This window comes from uncultured Sulfuricurvum sp. (assembly GCF_937936435.1).
Classification (GTDB): Bacteria; Campylobacterota; Campylobacteria; order Campylobacterales; family Sulfurimonadaceae; genus Sulfuricurvum.
Genome location: NZ_CALDDG010000008.1, coordinates 15,262 through 37,192 on the forward strand (window position 1 = coordinate 15,262; position 21,931 = coordinate 37,192).

Here is a 21,931-nt window from a genome sequence, read left to right on the forward strand (position 1 = left end):
CCAGCCCTGAGTGAAATTTTTTGCATTTTACTCTAAAACACCTCTCAAATCGCTTAGAGATATAAAGTGTCCTATTTTGCTGCCTCGGGAACGCTCCGCAATTTCCCGGTAATTTCAGACCCTTTTTTCGGATCCATCTTCGCCAAAATCTGACCGACTACTTTGCTGTTTAACGTACTCATGATATCGGCTGCGTCGGATGCTTCCATCTGCGAAAGGATCTGTGCCGAGGCGGAGGGCTTCATCTTCGCAAACGTTTGAGACACTTTATCCGATTTGATTTGCTTGATCTGCTCCAAAACTTTTTTATTTTCATCCAGCATTTTTTTAACGGATGCTTCCCGATCTTTTATTTCGGAGAGTTTTTGATCGACTTTTGTATCTTTGCCCTGAACGGCCGCCTCTTTTTTGCGGAGAAGATCTTCGGTCGCTTTTTTCAAAGCATCCAGAGACTGGCGCTGCTCATCGATACGGCTTAATTCAACCAGCAGTTCATTTTTACGATCTTCGAAAATTTTTGTACATTCGTAGGACTTGGTGTTCTGCGCCGCGAAAATTTCTGCCGTTATCCATAACATCATCCATACTATTCTCATATACTCTCTCTTTTAAAAGTCATAGTGCCGATTTCATCCAGCATTTTTTCTTCTTGTTTTTTGATCGCTTTAATCTTAGCGTTCATCTCCTGAACTTCCAAATATTTAAACTTTTCAAACTCAACCATCGCCTTCTGAAAACTCTCTCTCATTGTCTTTTGTTTTTGTTCGGCGGAGTATAACGCCTGCTGACATCGCTCGATACTGAGATGTTGCGCATGAATCATCGAAGCGGCTTGAGTAAATTCACCTACTGATCCGCGTGTGGGAAGTGCCATTGTCGAGAGGGCCTCATATGCGTGAGAAAGTTTATCGGTTGCAGAAGAGAGTTCATTATTGGCGGCGATTAAAGCGCGTTCGGCACTGTCTAAACTCTTTTTTTTGAGTTTAACCAAAGGCTCGTAACGCGACTTGCTCATATCGCCCCCTTCATGAGATTATAATCTAATCGTGTCGTTTCGATCCGGAGAAGTAGAGATCATCCCGATCTTCGTTTGTGTCAACTCTTCGAGTGCACGCAAATACTCTTGCGCCGTTACCGGAAGATCTTCAAAACGACGTACCCCTTCCGTTTTATCCCATCCCGGAAACGTTTTATAGACCGGTTTGACGTTTTCCAAATCAAGCGGGAAATAATCGATCACTTCGCCGTTCACTTCATAGGCGACGCAGACTTGAATTTCATCGAAACCGTCCAATACATCCAGTTTCATGATCGATAGATCATCGCATCCGTTTAAACGACTGGCGTAACGGCATGCTACCGCGTCAAACCATCCGCATCGGCGGGGACGTCCCGTAGAGGTACCGAATTCATGCCCCACTTTACGAAGACGCTCGCCGACTTCGCCGTGGTCTTCCGTCGGGAACGGTCCGTTTCCGACACGGGTGCAGTATGCTTTGACGATTCCCGTCACTTTTCCGATATCTTTCGGATTGACACCCAGACCGGTACATGCTCCCGCAGAGATTGTTGATGAACTAGTCACATACGGATAGGTTCCGTGATCGATGTCGAGCATCGTCCCTTGTGCCCCTTCGAGAAGGATTTTTTGCCCTTCATCCATCAGTTTCCAAGCCATTTGGGTCGTGTTGGCCAAAAACGGTACCAGCTTTTCGGCATAACCGTTTAATTCGGCCGTCAATTCCTCACGGCTCGGCAAGGCAATCTCCAACGCTTCGAAAATCGCTTTGTTTTGTTCGAAATATTCGATGACACGGTTGGTCAACGCTTCAACATCCCGAAGCTCGCCAAGTCGGAATCCCGCACGTGCAATTTTTTCGCTGTAAGCCGGTCCGATTCCCCGCCCCGTCGTACCGATCGCTTTTTCGCCGCGAAGCTTCTCTTTGGCCTGATCGATCAGAATGTGGAAGGTCAAAATCATATGTGCCGATTCGGATACAAACAAGCGTCCGAGCAAATTATCAAACTGCTTCATCTCTTTGATCAGCGCTTCAGGAGAAACGACTACTCCGTTACCGATAATGTTGATCGCTTTAGGGTTCAAAATTCCTGAGGGGATCAAGTGCAAAGCGTGGGTTTTACCGTCAACGACGATCGTATGTCCGGCATTGTGTCCCCCCTGATAACGGGCGACACAATCGTATTTTTGCGCGAGCAAATCAACGATTTTCCCTTTTCCTTCGTCTCCCCACTGGATACCGACAATTAAATCTGCTTTCATAATCTTCCTATTTTGTTGAATGTAATGCGTCAATCAACGCATCGGTATAGATCGCGAATCCGACCGAAACGGTATCGTCGCTCTTGTAGCGTCCGCCCATCGCGTACATCTCGTTTTTTTCGATCACTCGGAAAAAAAGTTCGTCATAATAGAGCATTTTAGCGTAATAGAGCGGGGCAATCACCACATTGGGGTGTTCCAATCCATCACACAGCTCTTTTATCTTGATTAATTCCCTTTTGATAGCCTCGGGAACGATTTCGACGACGCCCTCGATCTCATGGGCATGCTGCATATAGACCAAACGGGTCAGCCAGTCGATCTTCAGCGATAAAAACTTCTCGATATTGACATGGCGGAAATCATCCAAATCGATATTCAACATCTCCGAGAGAAGACGCGGAATATTGATATTGGAAATTTGGAGAAGTGCGGATACGTCCAATGCTTTGAGTATCCGTGTTGATTGTTCCAAGGCAACCGAAAGGTTCGGTTCTCCGATAATCTCGACACCGATTTGATACTGCTCCTCTGCGGGATAGCGATACACCGGCTGGACATAAAACCACTTTTTATGCTCCGTGTTGCCGCCGAGGCGTTTGTTGACGATACGAACGACATCGATCGTCGAATCGGCGCGCAGACTGATCGGATGGTTTTCGCTGTCATTGACACGGATCAGTTCGCGCTGATCGCAAACGCTCTGGTGCTGATGGTACGAAAACAGCGGAGTCGAAATCTCTTCAAATCCGGCTTCACTGAGCAATTCGCTCGCTTTGGTCTCGATGAGACGCTTCGTTTTTGCCGTCGCGGCAAAGTAGAGCTTCGAGCCTTCCGGAATTTCGTGTTCAAAAACCATAAGATTAAAGCCCAAAATAAACGGTGTTAAACACGCGGTTTGCCGTTCCGTCATACGCACGGCGACCCAGTTTAGCCAACGCCAACTCGACACCGTTAATAACCCATGCCGCTTCATACGGTGCAATCAGTCCCATGTGGTTAATACGGAAAATCGAATCTTTGATATGGTCTTGTCCTCCGGCGACGTTGGAACCGAACTCCTTTTTCAACAAAGAACGGATCTCCTTCGCCTGTGCATCACCGATCGTCGTCATGGAGTCGGCAGGTGCCGTCGGATAAATACTCAATCCGATGGCAACAAGCGCTTCGCGGGTCGCTTTGGCACGACGTGCCGTATCGCTGTACAGTTTTTCTAATCCGCCTTCGGCTTTAATCCGGTTCAAAATGCTCTCGAGACCGATAATCAACGTTGTTGCCGCCGTCCATGCCGTCGTGTTTTTACGCTGATTTTTAATCTCTGTCGCCAAATTAAAGTAGTACCCTTTGCCGCTTCCGATTTTCTCGACAGCCGCATTGGAAAGCCCCATCAATGCAAGCCCCGGAGGGAGCATCAGTGCTTTTTGGCTCCCTGAAATCAGACAATCGATATTGCTGACGTCGATTTTTTCGACGCCGACGGCCGTGATACCGTCAGCAATGACCATAATAGAAGGATTGTGCGCTTTGACCGCCGCCGCAATCGCTTCGGCACTGTGACGGAGACCGCCCGCACTTTCACAAATTTGAATCGCAATCGCATCGATATCGGGGTTAGCCTGAAGTGCCGCCTGAACCTCTTCAACCGTTGCCGGAGTGTCCCACTCATGCTTAATCTCAACATTGGCAATCCCGTGGGCTAGAGCAATTTTTCCGAAACGCTCACCGAATTTTCCCGAATTAATCGAGAGGAGTTTAGAGTGCGCCAGATTGATCACCGCCCCTTCCATCGCACCGGTACCGGATGAAGCCAGCATCAAAATTTCATCCATGCCGAAAAGTTCAAACAATAATGTGCGAGTCCGCTCAAAGATCGCTTCAAATTCAGGGGTGCGGTGGTGCAATGTCTCGCCTGCCATCGCGATACGTACCGATTCCGGTACAGGGGTAGGGCCTGGGGTAAAAAGTAGCATCAAAAAATTCCTTGATGGAAAGTGTCATAAATCCGCGCATTTTACCCTATATGAGGTTAGGAGAGCTTTAAGGGGGCAGGCTATGCTACAATTGCGCTAAAAAAAGAGTACAAATGACACTGTTTGATTCATTGATTTTGGGCGCCCTCGAAGGGGTTACCGAGTTTTTACCCGTCTCTTCTACGGGGCATCTCATTCTAGCCTCACAGCTTTTGGGGCTGGAACAGACCAATGCCCATAAAGCGTTTGAAGTCGCTATTCAGCTTGGAAGCATTCTGGCAGTCTTGTTTTTGTATGCCAAAGATTTGATCCGAGACAAAACCCTCTGGATCAAACTTGCCGTCGCATTTCTCCCTACCGGAGCATTGGGATTTTTGTTTTATAAACAGATCAAAGCACTCTTCGGTGTCGAAACGGTCAGTTTTATGCTGATTGCCGGAGGGATCGTTTTTCTGGCCGTCGAATATTTTCGCCGCGACAAAGGGATTGACGACGGCAAAGAGCTGGATCAGCTGACCTATAAAGAGGCCTTTTTAATCGGTCTTTTTCAAAGCGTATCGATGGTTCCTGGAACCAGCCGTTCAGGCGCTACCATCATCGGAGGGCTTTTCCTGGGGCTTAAACGCAAAAGCGCCGCCGAATTTTCGTTTCTTCTCGCGATTCCGACGATGATCATCGCCACGGCTTACGATCTGTTTAAACATCGGCATGAGATGGTAGTGGATGATTATTCGATGCTTGCCGTCGCGTTTGTGACTGCCTTTGCATTTGCGTTTGCGACAGTCAAACTGTTTGTCGGCTTTGTCAGCCGCCATACCTTCGTCCCGTTTGCGATCTACCGCATTATCGTCGGCGTCATCTTCTTCTATTTCGTAGCAACGCTTCCCGCATGAGTGCGTAAAAACTTGATCTGATCGATCAAAATTTTCGCCAGTTCCAACGCTTTGGAACGGTGCGAAAGCCCTTTTTTCACATCGTTCGGCAATTCGCCCAATGTTTGATCGTATCCGCTCGGAATAAAAATCGGATCGTATCCAAACCCGTTTTCGCCGCGAAGAGAGGTAATCACATCCCCATGCATCCATCCGTGAACACAGCTTTCCCCCTCACGGGACACCACCGCAATCGCCGCCGTGTAATGGGCGGGCGATGTTTCAACCCCTTTCTCTTTTAACGCTTCGACGAGTTTAAGGAGGTTATCCCGATCGCTTGAGCCTTCTCCGCCGTAGCGGGCGCTGTATATCCCGGGAGCCCCTCCCAGCACATCGACGCTGATACCGCTGTCATCGGCGATCACGATCGCATCATCATCGCCCAATGCCGAAAAGACGGCGCGCGCTTTGATCAGTGCGTTGGCTTTGAACGTTGCTCCGTCTTCGACGATCTCGAACCCCTCGATCAAATCCGTATAAGGAAAGACTTCCCGATCGTGCAATAATTCGATAATTTCCCGTACTTTTCCTTTATTGGAAGTGGCTAGAACAACTTTCACGCGGCAATCCTTATAGCAGACTTTAGCCATTTTCATTTATCAAATGTTTCATCTGCCGTTGTATTATAATGGCAGAAATTTTAGCTAACCCAAGGTCATAGTGTGTTTAAAACCGTCCTACCACTTTCTGCGATTTTATCGCTCCGCTTTTTCGGTCTTTTTCTCGTTCTTCCGATTCTCTCGACGTATGCATTGGGAATGGAAGGTTCCACTCCTCTCTTAGTAGGGGTTATTGTCGGCGGTTATGCCCTGACACAAGCGATTTTTCAAGTCCCGTTCGGCACGATGAGTGACAAAATAGGTCGCAAACCGACGCTATTGATCGGACTGGTAATTTTTCTGGTCGGCTCAATCATCTGTGCGGTGAGCGGCGATATCTACATGCTCATGATCGGGCGTTTCTTGCAAGGTGCAGGTGCGATCGGGGCCGTCATTCCCGCGATGATCAGCGACCTCGTTCCCGAAGAAAAACGGGGACATGCTATGGCATTGATGGGGGGGACCATCGCGATCAGTTTTGCATTGGCCATGGCAATCGGGCCGGTCATCGGAGCCTATTTCGGTGTTCAATCACTCTTCTGGATTACGGGTCTCCTTTCGATAGCGGCTATGCTGATCTTGTTTACCAAAGTCCCGACTCCTCCGAAGATTCATCATATCTACCACTCCAGCACTACTACGGCCGATATTCTCAAAGACCCGAATCTCCTGAGCATGATCGTCACCAACGGAATGCAAAAAGGGCTGATGACTGTCGCTTTCGTCATTATTCCTATCCTTTTAATTCAGCCCGAATACGGTTTTTTATGGGACAAAAAAGAGCTGTGGCACGCCTATCTTCCGGCAATGTTCATGGGGCTTGTCGCGATGGGGCCTGCTGCGGTATTCGGAGAAAAACACAATAAACCCCGTGAAATCTTTCTCCTCTCTATCGTCTTGTTTATCGTAGCTTTTACTCTCATGGGCTTTGCAACAAAAGGATGGGAATTCATTCTGGGTGTTGTCAGCTTTTTTATCGCGTTTAATATGATGGAACCGCTCGTTCAGTCGATGATCTCAAAATTTGCTAAAGTACACCAAAAAGGGGCCGCACTTGGAATCGCGAACGGGTTTGCTTATTTTATGACCTTTGTCGGCGGGACTCTCGCGGGGATCGCATTACAATACTCGAACCGTGAGACGTTGGCAATCGGATTGATCGTCGTGACCACTTTGTGGTTATTATGGACGTTTAAAATGCAAAATCCTCACCGTTATTCACATTTGTATCTTCCGATGGAAGAAATAGATCAGGAAAAACTCTCCGGATTGGAGCATGAACATATTGCGGAATGGTATATCAACGAGACAGAAAACGTCGTTGTCGTCAAATACCGTAAATCGCTGATTGAAGAAGAGGCTATCAAAGCCAAAATAGTTAAAGGTTAGAGTTTAATTACTCTAACCAATGTCCCCGCTTCCAAATCTCCGTCCTCTTCGCCGCAAATCATTAAACCGGCATTTCCCAGAAGATTCGTCAAAATAGCAGAGCTTCCACTCTTCTTTCCCTCAAAATCGACCCAATAACGTCCATCTTCGAAGGAAAGATTACAGGCGGTAAATTCGCTTTTGTTAGAACGTTTTGCAAACGGCACTTTAAGCGTCGCCTCAATCGGCTCATACGGATTTTCCATCCCCATCATCCGCGCGATCAGAGGTGCTGCATAAAGGATAAACGTTACCGTCGACGAGTAAGCAAATCCCGGCAACGAGATGATGAACTTTTCACCCCGCTGCGCCACCATCACATGCTGACCGGGCTTGATGTTGACCCCTTTGAAAATTACGTCTGCACCGAGTTTTGGGACGATATGCTTCACGAAATCGTAATCACCGACGCTGACGCCGCCGGTACTGACGATAATATCGGCAGAACGCATCGCCTCTTCAAAACGCTCCATGATCGCATGTTTATCATCGCCGACGATCCCGAGTTGGATGCTTTTAGCCCCCAATGAATCGACCAACGCCTGAAGCGTGTAGCTGTTTGAACTGCGTATCTGCCCCTCATGGCGAGCACTTTCACCGATGTCGAGAACTTCGCTTCCCGTGGCGATGATAGCCACACGCGGAGGCTGTGTCACCCGAATCATCACGCGGTTGATCCCGGCCAAAACGCCGATCTCGGCAAAACCGAGTTTGGTCCCTTTCGAAATCAGCACTTCCCCTTCATGGTAGCTCTCCCCGACAGGACGTACTGCGAAACCTTTCGGAACAGGTTTTTCGATAACGATTTCATCACCTTCTACGCGGACGTTTTCGATAGGGACAAGGGTATCGGAACCTTCCGGCATCAACGAACCGGTAAAGGTCTTGATGCACACTCCGCTCATGACGCTTCCGATCTCATCGGCTCCCGCAGGATTGTCGCCGTGGATGATGAACGATTCAAACTCTTCGAGATCGCTATGGACGATCGCATACCCGTCCATCGACGAAGTGGGATGAAGCGGATAATCTTCCTGTGCTACGATATCCTCTGCCAGAATCCTCCCGAGGGCGTTGCCCAAAAAGACATTTTCGCCGCGTAAACTTCCCATCGGCAGAAGACTGATCATATTTTGAGAGGTCTCGTATGAAATCATACTCACGAAATCCCTCCGAGTATCCCGGCTCCGGCAATCGGAGTCGAACGATCACGCGCATACACGCGTTTGCCGTCTTTGAGATCGTATTTCCAAATCGGAGCCGAAGCTTTGAAATCTTCGACGAACCGCTCGATGGTTTCCAGCGCCACCCGTCGTTTCGGCGAAAATACCGCCGCAATATAGCTCGACTCGTGTACCAACACATCGCCGCGGCTATGAGCCATTTTCAAAGTTGCCCCCGACGGGGACGTTTTTGCGACCCATGCTTCAAACCATGACGTGAGGATAGGTTCGTAAACATCGAAGCTCAACCCTTCGATTCCGTCCTCTTCGCGTACCGTTCCGACAAACGGAATATACGCACCGTAATTGTTCGACGCCTCTTGAGCATACCAACGGGTCAAAATTTCCGGAACATTCAAAGCCCCGTCATACAATTCCAACACGCTCACCCTCCGCACACGGGAGGAAGAAGAGAGATGCGATCTCCCTCTTTCAGCGGCGTATCCAGCGATGCGACCAAAGTATCATTCAGTGCAACCGCACAGCTCTCTATCCACGGTCCCATCTCTTCATCGTTTTTTAATGCTTCGGCAACATCGCGCAAGGATGCAGCTTCCATCGTCAGCGGAGCCTTTTGAATCGGTCCTAAAAATTCGATTGTCACCATGACAATTCCTCTATTTCAGTTGAGTTTTAATAGAGCCGATTATAGCAAAAGAGAACTAACAGAGCCTTGTTAGCCGAGGATTTAGTATAATACCCCCCTACTTACCTAAGAGGGATCATCCTTGATTTTCGGAAAAATCGATTTTATCAATCTTCTGCCGTTTCATGTTTTTATCAAACGTTACGCCCGTACAAGCCGTTTCCACCAAAGTCTCCTCCATCACAAAGGAGTCCCCTCCTCCTTGAACCGAGAATTCGCGGCTCGACGCATCGATGCGGCTTTTATCTCCAGTATTACGGCCCAAAGCTGCCTCCGATTCGGTGTCGGAATCGTTGCCCAACGCGAAGTGCTCAGCGTGATCGCATTGCCGTGCGACGAAGATAAAAAAGATGCCGATTCCGCGACTTCCAACCTTCTCGCCCGCGTCTTGGAAGTCCACGGAGAGGTATTGATCGGGGACAAGGCGTTACGCCATTACTACAGCGGCAAAGAGCATATCGATTTGGGAAGAGTATGGCATGAGCGAACCCGTCTCCCTTTTGTTTTTGCCCATTTGTGCACCCATCATCACAGCGAGGAGCTCCGTCGTCTCAGCCGTGCATTCGTCCGGACAAAAATCAAAATTCCTTACTATATTCTGATGGAAAATTCCCGAAAAAGTGCCATGACGCCGACACAAATCACCGATTATCTGCGCTATATCAGTTATAAGGTAGGGATTAAAGAGGAAAAAGGGTTTAAAAAATTTGCAAAAGAGGCAAGACAAAGAGGGTTGACCCCCTCTTTACGAGAAATCCGTTATTGATGCGCCAGAAGCGCGTCGATACGCGCCAATGTCTCATCCACTCCGATAATCGCCATCACCGTATCCAATCCGGGACCGGAGAGTTTTCCCATCAACGCAATCCGAAGCGGTTGACCGATTTTTCCGAATCCGATCTCTAACTGCGCTACGACCGCTTCCATCACGTGATGATAATCGGTAGGCAAATGCAATTCGCCCCCGTTTTTCAGAGCTTCGGCAAACGTTTGGAGAATCGCTTTGCTCTCTTCTTTATACCCTTTTTTGAGGGCTGCTTCGTCGAATCCGGCAGGACGAACCAAAATCTCATTGATCTGATTGGCCATTTCGACCAACGTTTTCGAACGTTCTTTCAATGCATCGAGCAAGATTTCACGCTTGTCGTGGCTTACCAGCATGACACCGTAGAACTCTAACAATTCACACAATTTTTCATTCGGCATATTTTTGATGTAATGGCTGTTGAGCCAATCGAGTTTTTCGGCATTATAGACCGACGCGGAACGGTTAATGTCGCTCGGATCGAAAAGCTCCAGCATCTCTTGCAAAGAAAAAATCTCCTGATCGCCGTGACTCCATCCCAGACGGACCAGAAAATTGAGCAGTGCTTCAGGAGTATATCCCAAGGTTTTGTACGCCATAACGTCGGTCGCTCCGTCACGTTTGGAAAGCTTTTTCCCTTCGTGATTGTGAATCATCGGAACATGGAAAAATTTGGGAACCGGAAAACCGAGCGCTTCATACACAACGATCTGCTTCGGTGTATTAGAGAGGTGGTCATCTCCGCGGATAACGTCCGTCACACCCATCAACGCATCGTCCACGGCGACGACAAAGTTATACGTCGGCGTACCGTCGGCACGGGCGATGATAAAATCATCCAAGATATCGGCGACGTTAAATACGACGTCCCCTTTGACCCCGTCATGTACCGTGATCGACCCCTCTAGCGGTGCTTTGATACGGATAACCGCTTCACGCCCTTCCGGCGGCGTTCCGGCAAAATCACGATAGCGGTTGTCGTATTTCGGGCGCTCTTTGCGCGCACTTTGTTCCTCGCGAAGCGCTTCAAGCTCTTCTTTGGACATATAGCATTTATACGCTTTCCCCGCATCGAGCAGTTTTTGGGCATATTCCTGATAAATCGGCAAACGGTTCGATTGATACTCGATCACACCGTCGTGTTCCAGCCCGACCCATTTAAACGCCTCGACAATGGCCAATGCCGCCGCTTCATCATTTCGGCTGAAATCGGTATCTTCGATACGAAGCAAAAATGTACCGCCGTTACGGCGCGCCCACAGATAACTCAATAACGCCGTACGCAAACCACCGATATGAAGATAACCGGTCGGGCTCGGAGCGAATCTGGTAACTACCATCAAAATTCCTTTTGGATACAATTGCGCAATTTTAGTTGAGGCTATGTTAAAAGCGGGTAAAATGAGCTTCTAACCTATCAGGAGCGTTTATGCGACCGTTATTACTTTCAACGTTATTAGCCTCATTTTTATGGAGTGCCCCCGTAGGCGGTGTGAGCGTATTAGTCAAAAATACCCCTATCACCATGTATGAAATCCAAGAAGAGATGAAACAAAGCGGCACGAGCGCTAAACAAAGCGCCGACACGCTGATCCGTAAAAAACTGGAACAGCTCGAAGCGCAAGAGAAAAAAATCACCGTCTCTTCCGCGGAAATCAATGAAGAGATCCAGCGGATGGCAGCACAGAACAACCTCTCGGTCGATCAATTCATCAATGCGATGCAAACGGTGCGCGGCTTGGATGAAAAAGGGCTCAAAGCTAAAGTATCCGAAAGTATTACCGGTCAAAAGCTCTATAACTCGATCGCGTTTTCCAAGATGGGACAGCCGAGCGCCGAAGAAGAGGCCGAATACTATCAGCTTCATCTCGATGAATTCTCCCGTCCTGAGAGCTTTGACGTCACTACCTACTTTGCTGCTTCTCAAGAAGCGCTGCAAGCCAAAATCGCCGATCCGATGCGCCATATCGAAAGCATTCAGAGTAAAGAAGAGAATATCCCCTACGGTGCGATTAATCCTCAACTCGCCCAAATTATGAATAAGATCCCTGTCGGCAGCTTCGGACCGATTCTCCCTAACGGTCAAAACGGCTTTATGAGTTTTTACATGCGCGACAAACAAAATGTCGTTACCGAAAACCTCGATTCCGTTCGTCCTCAAATCGACAACATGATCGTCGGTGAGAAACGGAACCAAGTCTTAAACGATTACTTTACCCGTCTCAGACTCAGCGCCGATATCAAAGTTCTTCGTCTTCCCGAATAATTCCAAAAACGGTACGGTCTTTACGACTGTACCATCTCGTTCAAGATCGAAAACAATTCTACACTCGATTTCTCTGCCTCTTCAAAACACTGTGCAATCGCTTTCGCATGTTTAATCGGATCTTCTTTTAGTAACTGCATCGCTTTGCGCACCGCTTCGTGAACCTGTTTATGCGGCTCTAAAAGTTTGGAATACGAAGGGTGTGCCGCAAAGACCGATTTTCCGTCTCCGTGTTCATACCATTGTCCGAGAGCACACGAATGATGATCGCTGAATTCACTGCTTACTTTACCTTCAAATCCTGCCGAATACGCATTATTTTTGAAAATCATATGATCGATTTTTGCCATATTGGTAAATATTTGATAGCTGATCGACTGATTGTCTTCTTTGATCCGTTCGACGTTTTGGATCAGATGTTCCAATACGATTTTAAATTGATCCAGTTTTTGTGCCGAATCGAGCGCATACTCTTCTACCCGTTCGCTATTTTCCAACATTCCGACAGAGTTTTGTTTAAGAACACTGATATTGGCTTCGACTTCACTCGTCGCTTTTTGGGTCCGTTCCGCCAATTTGCGCACTTCATCGGCAACGACGGCAAATCCGCGTCCGTGTTCCCCTGCCCGTGCCGCTTCGATCGCCGCATTCAACGCCAATAAATTCGTTTGGTCCGAAATATCTTTAATCAGGGTAATGACATTGGAAATTTCGCTGACATTATGATTGAGCTGTTCGGAGTTCGAACGCGAATCGTTGATCATTTCAGTAATATTGGACATGGTTGCCATAATCTCATCGGTTTGAGAGCTGACATCGTCAACCACTTTTCCGGTCTCGTGATTGAGTACATTTACCTCATGGAGATTTTTAATATTGCTCTCCAACGAGCTTCGAAGACTTCCGGCATTGGAGATTGAGCCTTGAATCATGCTATGCGCCAAAATCAAAGAGGTTTCGTTTTTTTGCATCTGCTCTTGTGAAAGAGCCTGAGCCCTCATCGCTTCTTCCGCCCGCTGTTCCACCGTTCGTGCGATGTTTTGTACTTTTTCGATAAAGATATTAAAACTCTGCGCCGCTTTCCCGATCTCATCATTGGACGAAACCTTAAGCCGTTTACTCAAATCGGCGTCTCCGCTGGCAAGCTCTTTTGCAATATCATCCAGATTCTCGATCGGATCAATAACCGCACGTCGTACGATAACGATCAGCAAAATGAGGATAACGACATCAAGCACCGACATAATAATGACCTGACGCAGCAATGAGTCTTCCGATTGGTTAATCAGATTTTCAACCGTTTCCAGTTTTTTTGCCGACAGCGCATACCCGACTTGTTCTCCGGAATAGTCTTTGATCGCTATCGGAGTCACATAATAATGATCCGTAGTAAACGCACCGTTTTTCGGATTAAAATCGGCACCGTTCAATTCATTCAAAAATGTTTTGTCGACAACGTCCGCTTTAACGGCCAATGTATAATTCTTCCCTATTTTTTGGGCATCTTTTAACTCTTTTGCAGTATCAAGATAGCGGTTATCCAGAGCAATGATTAATTCCGAATCGAAATTTTTACGCATATCTTTGACGACAGAGTTCAACCCTTGCATAAACTCGACCGAGCCGATATATTCGCCTCCTGAAAGGATCGGAGCAATCCCCCGCAATTCAAGCCCTGCATTGCCGATCTCAATCGCGACCAACGGCTTTCGGCTCTCTTTAACCGCAAGAATCGTTTTACGAAATCCGCTCAAATCATCACCGTATTTTTCAGGTTTCCATACCCGAATAAAACTGTGAACATCCCGATCATGAACATGAATCTTGATGTTACCGAATTTGGTGTTCTCTTTATACTCTTTCGAAAGAGACTTCAAATTCCGAAGTGTCCCTTCACGATCGCCGCTAAGCAACCCTTCAATAATGGCATTGTTTTTTGAGATGCTGATGGCATTTGTGATCCCGACACTGCTTTTCGCGTCGATCGCTTCTTCAAAAACCGTTGTGGTCTCTTTCGACTGTGACGTGTAAATGTCTTCACGAATTTGGTTCACTGAGAGGAGGTAGTTTATCAAGACGACGACAAAACCGATCAAAATCGATGCGATTAAGGGGATATGTACTTTTTGTGCGATACTGAGATTATTCATGCGTACCTCGCTTCTGTATTTTATTGAACTGACAGACAATATAAACAATTATAGTATTGTTGAACTGTAAAATTAGCGTAAAAATACAAAATAAAGGGGTGAAGAAGTGTGAAAGCGACACATTTTGCCTATTCAAAGGCAAGATAAAGTTTTATTATGTGTATCGGTGTATAAATATATTACAACAGCACTCAGCCGTTGTAATGTTCGAGGTATTTTGTATCGAAATTATTCGTGATAAAATCGGGATTTTTCATCATTTTCATATGGAACGAAATCGTTGTTTTAATCCCTGTAATCGTAAACTCGCTTAGCGCACGGTGCATACGGGCAATTGCTTCGTCACGATCTTTGCCGTAAACGATCAATTTTCCGATCATCGAATCGTACGTCGGCGGGACAATATAACCCGCATGTGCATGGGTATCGATACGGACGTTGCGTCCGCCCGGAGCGATCCATTGTGTGATTTTTCCCGGACACGGTAAAAATTTAATCGGATCTTCCGCCGTAATCCGACACTCGATCGAATGCCCGGTAAGAACAATACTCTCTTGCGGCGGAAGCGCTTCCCCTTCCGCAACACGGATCATCAATTCGATCAAATCGAGTCCGCTCACCATCTCCGAAACACAGTGTTCGACCTGAAGACGGGTATTCATCTCCATGAAATAAAAGTTTTTATCGGCATCCAGGAGATATTCGAACGTCCCCGCACCTTCGTATTGGATATATTTGGTAGCGCGAACCGCCGATGCGTGAAGTTCTGCACGTATCTCGGGCGTCAGGGCGACGGCTGGCGACTCTTCAATCAATTTTTGATGACGACGCTGCATCGAGCAATCGCGTTCTCCGATATGAAGGACATTGCCGTGACTGTCTGCAATCACCTGAACCTCGATATGGCGCGGATTTTTAATGAATTTCTCCATGTAAATCGTTCCGTCGCCGAATGCCGTAATCGCTTCGGCTTCAGCTGCCAAAAATGCGTTCTCAAGATAACTTTCGTCTTCAACAACCCGCATACCGCGACCGCCGCCGCCGGCGGCTGCTTTCAAAATGACCGGATAACCAACCTCTTTTGCCCGTTTCGCGGCATCCGCGATATCGGTAATCGCCCCTTCCGAACCCGGAACGACAGGAACACCGGCCGCAATCATGACATCTTTGGCTTTGGATTTATCCGACATCAAAACCATAACTTCAGGCGTCGGTCCGATAAATTTGATCCCGTGATGAGTACAGATTTCTACAAAGTGTTGGTTTTCACTTAAAAATCCGTATCCCGGAAATACCGCGTCGCATCCGCTGATTTCGCATGCCGCGATAATCGAAGGGATATTTAAATAACTTTGGGAGCTCGGTGCCCCTCCGATACAAATCGCCGCATCCGCCAGTTTGAGATACGATGCATCTTTATCTGCCGTTGAATAAACAGCTACCGCCTCTTTCCCCATCTCTTTGATAGTACGGATAGCACGAAGCGCAATCTCGCCGCGGTTCGCGACCAAAATACGTTTGATTTCTGCCATGATTAGAGCTTCTCGACGGCAAAAAGAGGCATATCGTATTCTACGGCCTGAGCATCGGAAACCAATACGCTGACGATTTTACAGTCGAATTCAGCTTCCAATTCATTCATGATTTTCATCGCTTCGAGCACTGCGATCACTTGTCCTTTTTTAACGCGGTCACCCACTTTGACAAACGGTGCCGAATCCGGAGAAGGAGCAGCGTAAAATGTCCCGACCATCGGAGAGAGAATCATATCGCCTGCATGAACCGGAGCCGCAGGGGCAGATTCTGCCGTAGTCGCAGCCACAGGTGCCGCCGCAACCGCTGCTGCAGGAGCAGCCATTACCGGTGCCGCTACCACGCCGATATTTTTTTCCAATTCAATCGAAAAAGCATCTTGAGTAATTTTTAATTTTGAAAGAGTACTGGCGTCAAACTCTTGCAAAAGGGCTTTAATTTGTTTCATATCCATGTGAAAAGGCTCCTAAAAGTAGGGTAATAGATGTGCTATACTACCACAAATATTTTTAAGAACGGATAGTGCGATGGGTCTCAAAAGCGACGGATGGATTCGGGAAAAAGCGTTAAATGAGGGGATGATCACCCCTTTTTGCGAAGATCAGGTGGGTGTCGGAGTCGTCAGTTACGGCCTTAGTTCGTACGGATACGATATCCGTGTAACCAATGAATTTAAAATTTTTACCAACCTCAATTCGACGGTCGTTGATCCGAAACATTTTGATGACATGAATGTCGTCGATTTTGTCGGCGATGTCTGCATCGTCCCGCCAAACTCGTTTGCATTGGCACGAACGGTCGAGTTTTTCAAAATTCCGCGCGACGTTTTAGCAATCTGTCTGGGTAAATCGACATATGCACGTTGCGGGATCATTGTTAATGTCACACCGTTCGAACCGGAATTCGAAGGGCATATCACCATCGAAATTTCCAATACGACTCCCCTTCCCGCAAAAATTTATGCCAATGAAGGGATAGCACAAGTCCTCTTTTTACAGGGAGATGAAATGTGTGAAACCAGCTACAAAGATAAAAGCGGCAAATATCAGGGACAAGAGGGAATCACCCTTCCTAGAATTCTCAAATAACCCCTCTTCCCTATAAAATATTGCTCTTGTAAGGTTTTTAGAGGGACGGGGATGCTAAAATTTCAAAAATTCATTCTCTAAGGAATACCGATGCTACACGAATACCGCGATGTCATCACACATATGAAACAAAACGATGCGGCAAATGCCCACTTTTTGAAAATTTTCGATAAACACAACGATCTTGACACTCAAATCGCAAAAGCTGAAAGCGGTGAGATTCCTATGACCGACGCCGAAATCGAAAAACTCAAAAAAGAAAAACTGTTGCTCAAAGATGAAGCGTACGCTATGATCATCGAGTACAAAAAAGCAAACAATCTCTAAAACAGAGTTCGTTTCTCCCTTATTTGGGGAGATACTCTCCTCTTCATATGATTTCTCTTTTCTTCTTTACTTTTCAACATTAAAAAGATACGATTAACTATCTCATAACTTTTAGGAATGCCTATGGTATCCGCAATGTCTTACAGCGCTTTAGCCGAGTTTGGAAGAACCTTATTAAAACGCCCTACCTTGCAAGAGGGCCTGCCGATTATCTCCGAATATGCCAAACAAGTCAGCGGTGCCGAACGCTGCTCCATTTTCATTTATAATCCAAAAATCCAAATGCTTTGGACGACGCTCGCAGACGGTGCCGAAAAGATCATGGTTCATCAAGATGACGGCATTGTAGGTCACACGGTTAAAGAGGGGAAACCGATTCTGGTCAACGACCCGTACGACGATCCCCGTTTTTTAGCGATGATCGATCAAAAAACCGGTTTTGTAACCGAAAATATTGCATCCATTCCCATCTTCGATTCGACACGCCGGATCATCGGGGTGTTTCAACTGCTCAATAAACCCGGAGGGTTTTCACGCGAAGATGCCAAATTTATGATTTTTTTCGCCCACTACATCAGCGGTTATCTCGAGCTTGCCATGTTATTCGACGATGAAGCCAAAATATTAACCAAAGGGGTAGAATGAGCCTGCAAATATACCAACGAATTGCCGATTTCGGCAAAAAACTGACTCAACTCGATCATATCGATACCGCACTGCCCACAATATCCGAAGAAGCGAAAGCGATTGTCAATGCTGAACGGTGTTCCATATTTATCGTGGATCATGCCGGCAGCATGCTTTGGACGAAACTCAGTGACGGAGTCGGAAAAATCGCCATCGGCATCGATTCGGGAATCGTCGGTGACACCGTCAAAAATAAAAAAGCGCAATTGGTCAACGATCCTTATGAAGATAGCCGTTTTCTCGCCAAAATCGATGAGAAAAGCGGTTTTGTCACCCGTAATATTCTCGCCGTTCCGATTTTCAACTCACGCCAAGAAGTCATCGGCGTCATTCAACTGCTAAATAAATATAATGGCGACTTTACCGAAAACGATGAAGGGATTATCAGCTTTTTTGCCAATTACATCAGCGGAACGCTGGAACTGGCTCTTTTAATGGAAAAAAAATAGACTAAAGCAATTCACGCTGTATCCAATGACTCAGCACGTATAATCCCCACACGTGTTGTTTGAATCGTCCCCGTCTTGCCAGTTCAAGATATTTTTCCACTATTTCGGGATAAAACATCCCGGTTTTATCGTTTACCTCGCGTATCAGATCGATCCGGCCCGAAGCGATCAGCCACTCCATATACGGGTTGGAAAACCCTTTTTTCTTTCGATCGATAATTTCATCGCTCAAATAGTTTCGGGCAATTTGTTTAAGGAGCGTCTTAGTCTCCCCCTCACCGATGCGGAGTATCGGGTCGACAGAGAGAATCGTTTCGGCCAGCCGATGATCCAGAAACGGAGTCCGCGCTTCTATCGTATGCGCCATCGAAACGCGATCCAGCTTTGTCAGGAAATGTTCTCCGACAAAAAGTTTCAAATCGATCATGCTGTACCACATACTCGGATCCGAGTGGGCGCTTTGGACAAAGTTCTGACGGTATTTCTCCAAAAAACGGAGAGAATCGTTATCTCTAACATTGCGCCGAAATAATAGATTCTGCTGTAAATCGGTAAATTTTTCTCCCGACGTGCGGAACAACAGCGTATCGTCGAAGACACGTTTGTACCATTCCCACTCCCGATTCATCGAAAAATGGGCATGAAAATATTTTTTCAGCCAGTTCTTATGGTGTAGCGATGCCGCTTTTTCGATGTCGAGATATTCAAAATACTGACGGTATCCCAAGAACAACTCATCACTCCCTTCTCCGCTTAAAACGACTTTGTGCCCCTCTTGCGCGATGCGCCCGAACAACAGATACAGCGGCAAAGCCGCCGGGTCGTTTAGCGGCTCGTCCATTTGGAACAACAGTTCATCCAGACGATTGTGAAACTCTTCCTTGGAAATAATCACTTCCGTATGTTCGAGTCCTATATAATCTGCCGTTGCTGCAGCGTTTTTTCGTTCATCGTAATTATCGTATTCGTCGTACCCCAAGGTAAAAACAGGGAGTTTTTTCCCCTGACGCGAGGCGATGGCACAAATCATCGCGCTGTCCAAACCTCCCGAAAGCAATGCCGCTACAGAGGCATCGGTATCAAGTCGCATCTCAACCGCACGATGCAGCTGCGCTTCAATCCGGCGAATGGCCTCTTGTCGATCCGTTATTACGGATGGCGTAGACGGCAAAGGAGTATAGTAACTATGTCTTGTAATCGCCCCCTTCTCATAACAAAGCCACTCGCCACTCTCAAGTTTTTCAATTCCCTGATAAAAAGTGTACGGCGGAGCAGGAGCCAAAAAGGATAAATAAGAGTGTAACGCCTCATCATTCATCCTCACAGTCGATAAAAACGGTTTGATCGCCTTGATCTCCGATGCAAAAACGAATGCATTTTTCCCTTCATGGTAGAATAAAGGTTTTTTCCCGAATCTGTCTCGAACCAGATAAAGTTTCTCTCCATCCAAAAGGGCAAAAGCAAACATCCCTTCGAATTGTTCGACACATGCTATCCCCCACTTTTCATATGCAGCCAGGATCACTTCGGTATCACCTGATGTCGTCCATTCGGATAGATTTAACCGCTCTCGAATCTCTCGATAGTTGTATATCTCGCCGTTAAAACTGATCATTACCTTCCCGCGACGCATAGGCTGATGAGATCGCGGATGAGCATCGGTAATCGATAAACGCTGATGTGCCAGAAATACCCGTTCTTGTTCTACGATGCCGCAATGGTCCCGTCCGCGGTGAATTAACATACCTAACGCCTCACGGGCTTTAAGAGGAGAGTAATCACCGAGAATTCCGAATACACCGCACACGTGAAACCTTTTTTTTCGCAATTATACGCTATCATAACCTAACAAATAAGAGGAAGTAGCCGCCGCATGTCTCCGATTTTCATCCAAGCTTTCGCTTCTTTGGGTCTTTTCATGTTCGGGATGCTTTATCTCGAAGACTCTCTTAAAAAAGCGGCAGGTTCTTCATTTAAGCGGTGGGTCAAAATCTCGACCGATACCAATGCAAAAGCTCTCACCACAGGAACAGTCGCGACTGCCGCATTGCAAAGTTCCTCTGTCGTCACGTTAATGGCACTCTCTCTGGTCGGAGCGGGGTTGATGAGTCTTCAAAGCTCCATCGGAGTCATCTTCGGTTCCAACATCGGGACGACAGCCACAGGATGGATTATTGCTATCATCGGATTCAAATTTGATATCAAACTGATCGCCCTTTCCATGGTGGGATTCGGCGGTATCGGAAGCGTCCTCGCCGGAGAAGGGAGACTTCGGCATACCTTCGGAGGAATCACCGGATTCGGTTTGATTTTTTTAGGGCTCGAGGGCTTAAAAGAGAGTTTTTCGACTCTCTCGTCCACAGTTGATATCGAGTCCCTTCGCGGCTACAATGTGTTGGTTTTTCTCGGTGTCGGCTTGCTCCTGACCGCTATCATCCAAAGCAGCTCAGCATCGATCGCAATTGCCCAAAGCGCTTTATATACTGGGATTTTAAATTTCGATCATGCGGCAGCATTTGTCATCGGAGCCAATGTCGGAACGACAGTAACAGCCATTATCGGAGCGATCGGAGGTTCGAGTGACAAAAAACGGGCGGCATTGGCCCACATTTTGTTTAACGTAACTACCGGAATCATTGCTTTTGCCTTGCTTCACCCCATGACATGGGGAGTCACCCACATCGGACTGCACCAAAGCGTCGAGGCCCTGGCTCTATTTCATACCGTCTTCAACATCATCGGTGTCGTTGTATGGTATCCGCTGATCACCCCGCTTTCGCAATGGCTTCTAAAGCGGTTCCACGTTGTCAAACCTTCCCCTACCCTGTATATTCACAACGTTTCTCAAACCATTCCCGCTCTGGCGCACGAAGCACTGCGCAAAGAGGTATATCATCTCGGACACGAAGTATGTTCATTTGCCGTTTCCGCCATCAATATCCCTCCCCAAGAGGGACTTAAGCACCACGGTTCCATCTCGAAAATCCTGGAGGCGTATAAAGAACCTCTGGAACTCGCACCTTTGCACCTCTATCACGATCTGCAACTGTTACAAGGAGAGATACTCGACTATGCTTCGTCTCTTTCCCAAAAAATTCAGCTTCCCGCCGTTCGTGATGATTTTGACAAGACGCTTGCCATGGCGACCTACCTCATCAGTGCATCCAAATATCTCAAAGACCTGCTTGACGACATCGGTATGCTCAACGAAACCGATACGCTGGAAATCGCCGCTTTTTACCATGAGTTTCGCTACCAAATCCTGGCATTGAGCATGCATTACAACGATTGGCTCGACGGAGATGAAAATGCTCCGCAGGAACTCGAAGAGCTCTTTACAAAACTCGATACCAGTTACAAGAACAGCGTCGGCATCCTCAATGATATGATCACCGATTATAAAATTTCCAAACAAATGACTGCGATCTTCATGAATATCACCCACCTGACTCGAAATTTTTCAAAAGCACTGTACAAAAGTATGAACGGGCAAAGAGATTAAATGAAATCTATCTTCTTAATTCAAACACATTGAAAGTATCTCTAC

The 21,931-nt window shown here is 47.0% G+C and carries 23 protein-coding genes; 9 read left to right on the forward strand and 14 right to left on the reverse strand.

The features are described 5' to 3' along the window. Positions 1-71: 71 nt before the first annotated feature. From Q0389_RS01255 to Q0389_RS01275, 5 genes are read right to left on the reverse strand one after another with little or no spacing between them, the layout of a single operon-like run. A complete protein-coding gene (locus Q0389_RS01255) occupies positions 72-596 on the reverse strand; it encodes a MotE family protein (RefSeq protein ID WP_298690806.1) in 525 nt (174 codons plus the stop codon). Then, positions 593-1,015, reverse strand: a complete 423-nt coding sequence (locus Q0389_RS01260; RefSeq protein WP_298690809.1) for a flagellar export protein FliJ — start codon at positions 1,013-1,015, stop codon at positions 593-595. The genes Q0389_RS01255 and Q0389_RS01260 overlap by 4 nt, the downstream gene beginning before the upstream one ends. Positions 1,016-1,033: 18 nt before the next feature. Then, positions 1,034-2,284 carry an adenylosuccinate synthase gene (locus tag Q0389_RS01265; RefSeq protein ID WP_298690901.1) on the reverse strand — a complete coding sequence of 417 codons (1,251 nt, stop codon included), beginning with the start codon at positions 2,282-2,284 and terminating at the stop codon, positions 1,034-1,036. A 4-nt stretch (positions 2,285-2,288) separates the two neighbouring features. Next, complete coding sequence (locus Q0389_RS01270; protein ID WP_298690902.1) at positions 2,289-3,140, reverse strand: ATP phosphoribosyltransferase regulatory subunit; 852 nt, start codon at positions 3,138-3,140, stop codon at positions 2,289-2,291. Between the two features lie 4 nt (positions 3,141-3,144). After that, positions 3,145-4,251, reverse strand: a complete 1,107-nt coding sequence (locus Q0389_RS01275) for an aminotransferase class V-fold PLP-dependent enzyme (RefSeq protein WP_298690812.1) — start codon at positions 4,249-4,251, stop codon at positions 3,145-3,147. Positions 4,252-4,364: 113 nt separating this feature from the next. Here Q0389_RS01275 and Q0389_RS01280 point away from each other — a divergent pair, with 113 nt between their 5' ends. Beyond that, positions 4,365-5,144, forward strand: coding sequence for an undecaprenyl-diphosphate phosphatase (locus Q0389_RS01280; RefSeq protein ID WP_298690815.1), 780 nt, complete (start codon positions 4,365-4,367; stop codon positions 5,142-5,144). Here Q0389_RS01280 and rdgB read toward each other — a convergent pair. Further along, on the reverse strand, positions 5,117-5,743 hold the full coding sequence (rdgB, locus tag Q0389_RS01285; RefSeq protein ID WP_298690819.1) for an RdgB/HAM1 family non-canonical purine NTP pyrophosphatase: 627 nt from the start codon (positions 5,741-5,743) through the stop codon (positions 5,117-5,119). The genes Q0389_RS01280 and rdgB overlap by 28 nt on opposite strands. Positions 5,744-5,845: 102 nt before the next feature. On the opposite strand from rdgB, the gene Q0389_RS01290 reads away from it, so the two are divergent. Next, a complete protein-coding gene (locus Q0389_RS01290) occupies positions 5,846-7,171 on the forward strand; it encodes an MFS transporter (protein WP_298690822.1) in 1,326 nt (441 codons plus the stop codon). On the opposite strand, the gene Q0389_RS01295 is transcribed toward Q0389_RS01290, so the two are convergent. The 3 genes from Q0389_RS01295 to Q0389_RS01305 are packed head-to-tail and all read right to left on the reverse strand — an operon-like array spanning position 7,168 to position 9,040. Continuing rightward, the gene (locus Q0389_RS01295; RefSeq protein ID WP_298690904.1) at positions 7,168-8,367 is read right to left on the reverse strand and encodes a molybdopterin molybdotransferase MoeA; all 1,200 of its coding nucleotides are present in this window, start codon (positions 8,365-8,367) and stop codon (positions 7,168-7,170) included. The genes Q0389_RS01290 and Q0389_RS01295 overlap by 4 nt on opposite strands. Positions 8,368-8,369: 2 nt before the next feature. Further along, the gene (locus Q0389_RS01300) at positions 8,370-8,816 is read right to left on the reverse strand and encodes a molybdenum cofactor biosynthesis protein MoaE (RefSeq protein ID WP_298690825.1); all 447 of its coding nucleotides are present in this window, start codon (positions 8,814-8,816) and stop codon (positions 8,370-8,372) included. Between the two features lie 2 nt (positions 8,817-8,818). Next, a complete protein-coding gene (locus tag Q0389_RS01305; protein ID WP_298690828.1) occupies positions 8,819-9,040 on the reverse strand; it encodes a MoaD/ThiS family protein in 222 nt (73 codons plus the stop codon). Positions 9,041-9,161: 121 nt separating this feature from the next. Here Q0389_RS01305 and Q0389_RS01310 point away from each other — a divergent pair, with 121 nt between their 5' ends. Next, complete coding sequence (locus tag Q0389_RS01310; protein WP_298690830.1) at positions 9,162-9,845, forward strand: MqnA/MqnD/SBP family protein; 684 nt, start codon at positions 9,162-9,164, stop codon at positions 9,843-9,845. On the opposite strand, the gene gltX is transcribed toward Q0389_RS01310, so the two are convergent. Further along, positions 9,839-11,224 (reverse strand): glutamate--tRNA ligase, encoded by a 1,386-nt coding sequence (gltX, locus tag Q0389_RS01315; protein WP_298690833.1) that lies wholly within the window; start codon positions 11,222-11,224, stop codon positions 9,839-9,841. The genes Q0389_RS01310 and gltX overlap by 7 nt on opposite strands. 89 nt (positions 11,225-11,313) lie before the next feature. On the opposite strand from gltX, the gene Q0389_RS01320 reads away from it, so the two are divergent. Then, positions 11,314-12,150 (forward strand): peptidylprolyl isomerase, encoded by an 837-nt coding sequence (locus Q0389_RS01320; RefSeq protein ID WP_298690836.1) that lies wholly within the window; start codon positions 11,314-11,316, stop codon positions 12,148-12,150. A gap of 20 nt (positions 12,151-12,170) precedes the next feature. Here the strand turns inward: Q0389_RS01320 and Q0389_RS01325 are convergent, their stop codons facing one another. The 3 genes from Q0389_RS01325 to accB form a co-directional block, all read right to left on the reverse strand. Beyond that, positions 12,171-14,300, reverse strand: a complete 2,130-nt coding sequence (locus Q0389_RS01325; RefSeq protein WP_298690839.1) for a methyl-accepting chemotaxis protein — start codon at positions 14,298-14,300, stop codon at positions 12,171-12,173. A 191-nt stretch (positions 14,301-14,491) separates the two neighbouring features. Next, positions 14,492-15,832 (reverse strand): acetyl-CoA carboxylase biotin carboxylase subunit, encoded by a 1,341-nt coding sequence (locus Q0389_RS01330; RefSeq protein ID WP_298690842.1) that lies wholly within the window; start codon positions 15,830-15,832, stop codon positions 14,492-14,494. Positions 15,833-15,834: 2 nt separating this feature from the next. Continuing rightward, positions 15,835-16,287: an acetyl-CoA carboxylase biotin carboxyl carrier protein gene (accB, locus tag Q0389_RS01335; RefSeq protein ID WP_298690845.1), complete on the reverse strand. Its 453-nt coding sequence runs from the start codon at positions 16,285-16,287 to the stop codon at positions 15,835-15,837. A 73-nt stretch (positions 16,288-16,360) separates the two neighbouring features. On the opposite strand from accB, the gene dcd reads away from it, so the two are divergent. The 4 genes from dcd (at position 16,361) to Q0389_RS01355 (ending at position 18,384) form a co-directional block, all read left to right on the forward strand. Further along, a complete protein-coding gene (gene dcd, locus Q0389_RS01340) occupies positions 16,361-16,921 on the forward strand; it encodes a dCTP deaminase (RefSeq protein ID WP_298690848.1) in 561 nt (186 codons plus the stop codon). A 90-nt stretch (positions 16,922-17,011) separates the two neighbouring features. Beyond that, positions 17,012-17,248 carry a DUF465 domain-containing protein gene (locus Q0389_RS01345; protein ID WP_298690851.1) on the forward strand — a complete coding sequence of 79 codons (237 nt, stop codon included), beginning with the start codon at positions 17,012-17,014 and terminating at the stop codon, positions 17,246-17,248. Positions 17,249-17,371: 123 nt separating this feature from the next. Continuing rightward, positions 17,372-17,893 carry a GAF domain-containing protein gene (locus Q0389_RS01350; RefSeq protein ID WP_298690854.1) on the forward strand — a complete coding sequence of 174 codons (522 nt, stop codon included), beginning with the start codon at positions 17,372-17,374 and terminating at the stop codon, positions 17,891-17,893. Next, positions 17,890-18,384: a GAF domain-containing protein gene (locus Q0389_RS01355; RefSeq protein ID WP_298690857.1), complete on the forward strand. Its 495-nt coding sequence runs from the start codon at positions 17,890-17,892 to the stop codon at positions 18,382-18,384. The genes Q0389_RS01350 and Q0389_RS01355 overlap by 4 nt, the downstream gene beginning before the upstream one ends. 1 nt (position 18,385) lies before the next feature. Here Q0389_RS01355 and asnB read toward each other — a convergent pair whose 3' ends face one another. Further along, a complete protein-coding gene (gene asnB / locus Q0389_RS01360) occupies positions 18,386-20,191 on the reverse strand; it encodes an asparagine synthase (glutamine-hydrolyzing) (protein ID WP_298690860.1) in 1,806 nt (601 codons plus the stop codon). A 66-nt stretch (positions 20,192-20,257) separates the two neighbouring features. On the opposite strand from asnB, the gene Q0389_RS01365 reads away from it, so the two are divergent. Beyond that, positions 20,258-21,886, forward strand: coding sequence for a Na/Pi symporter (locus Q0389_RS01365; RefSeq protein WP_298690863.1), 1,629 nt, complete (start codon positions 20,258-20,260; stop codon positions 21,884-21,886). Positions 21,887-21,931 lie beyond the last annotated feature (45 nt).

Excerpts from the sequence above, each read along its gene's own strand:
- Q0389_RS01345 (WP_298690851.1), top strand. The coding sequence starts at position 17,012 with ATGCTACACGAATACCGCGATGTCATCACACATATGAAACAAAACGAT.
- Q0389_RS01320 (WP_298690836.1), top strand. The coding sequence starts at position 11,314 with ATGCGACCGTTATTACTTTCAACGTTATTAGCCTCATTTTTATGGAGT.
- gltX (WP_298690833.1), bottom strand. The coding sequence starts at position 11,224 with ATGGTAGTTACCAGATTCGCTCCGAGCCCGACCGGTTATCTTCATATC.
- Q0389_RS01255 (WP_298690806.1), bottom strand. The coding sequence starts at position 596 with ATGAGAATAGTATGGATGATGTTATGGATAACGGCAGAAATTTTCGCG.
- Q0389_RS01330 (WP_298690842.1), bottom strand. The coding sequence starts at position 15,832 with ATGGCAGAAATCAAACGTATTTTGGTCGCGAACCGCGGCGAGATTGCG.
- Q0389_RS01325 (WP_298690839.1), bottom strand. The coding sequence starts at position 14,300 with ATGAATAATCTCAGTATCGCACAAAAAGTACATATCCCCTTAATCGCA.
- accB (WP_298690845.1), bottom strand. The coding sequence starts at position 16,287 with ATGGATATGAAACAAATTAAAGCCCTTTTGCAAGAGTTTGACGCCAGT.
- dcd (WP_298690848.1), top strand. The coding sequence starts at position 16,361 with ATGGGTCTCAAAAGCGACGGATGGATTCGGGAAAAAGCGTTAAATGAG.
- Q0389_RS01355 (WP_298690857.1), top strand. The coding sequence starts at position 17,890 with ATGAGCCTGCAAATATACCAACGAATTGCCGATTTCGGCAAAAAACTG.
- Q0389_RS01280 (WP_298690815.1), top strand. The coding sequence starts at position 4,365 with ATGACACTGTTTGATTCATTGATTTTGGGCGCCCTCGAAGGGGTTACC.
- Q0389_RS01305 (WP_298690828.1), bottom strand. The coding sequence starts at position 9,040 with ATGGTGACAATCGAATTTTTAGGACCGATTCAAAAGGCTCCGCTGACG.
- Q0389_RS01270 (WP_298690902.1), bottom strand. The coding sequence starts at position 3,140 with ATGGTTTTTGAACACGAAATTCCGGAAGGCTCGAAGCTCTACTTTGCC.
- Q0389_RS01295 (WP_298690904.1), bottom strand. The coding sequence starts at position 8,367 with ATGATTTCATACGAGACCTCTCAAAATATGATCAGTCTTCTGCCGATG.
- Q0389_RS01275 (WP_298690812.1), bottom strand. The coding sequence starts at position 4,251 with ATGCTACTTTTTACCCCAGGCCCTACCCCTGTACCGGAATCGGTACGT.
- Q0389_RS01350 (WP_298690854.1), top strand. The coding sequence starts at position 17,372 with ATGGTATCCGCAATGTCTTACAGCGCTTTAGCCGAGTTTGGAAGAACC.
- Q0389_RS01365 (WP_298690863.1), top strand. The coding sequence starts at position 20,258 with ATGTCTCCGATTTTCATCCAAGCTTTCGCTTCTTTGGGTCTTTTCATG.
- Q0389_RS01260 (WP_298690809.1), bottom strand. The coding sequence starts at position 1,015 with ATGAGCAAGTCGCGTTACGAGCCTTTGGTTAAACTCAAAAAAAAGAGT.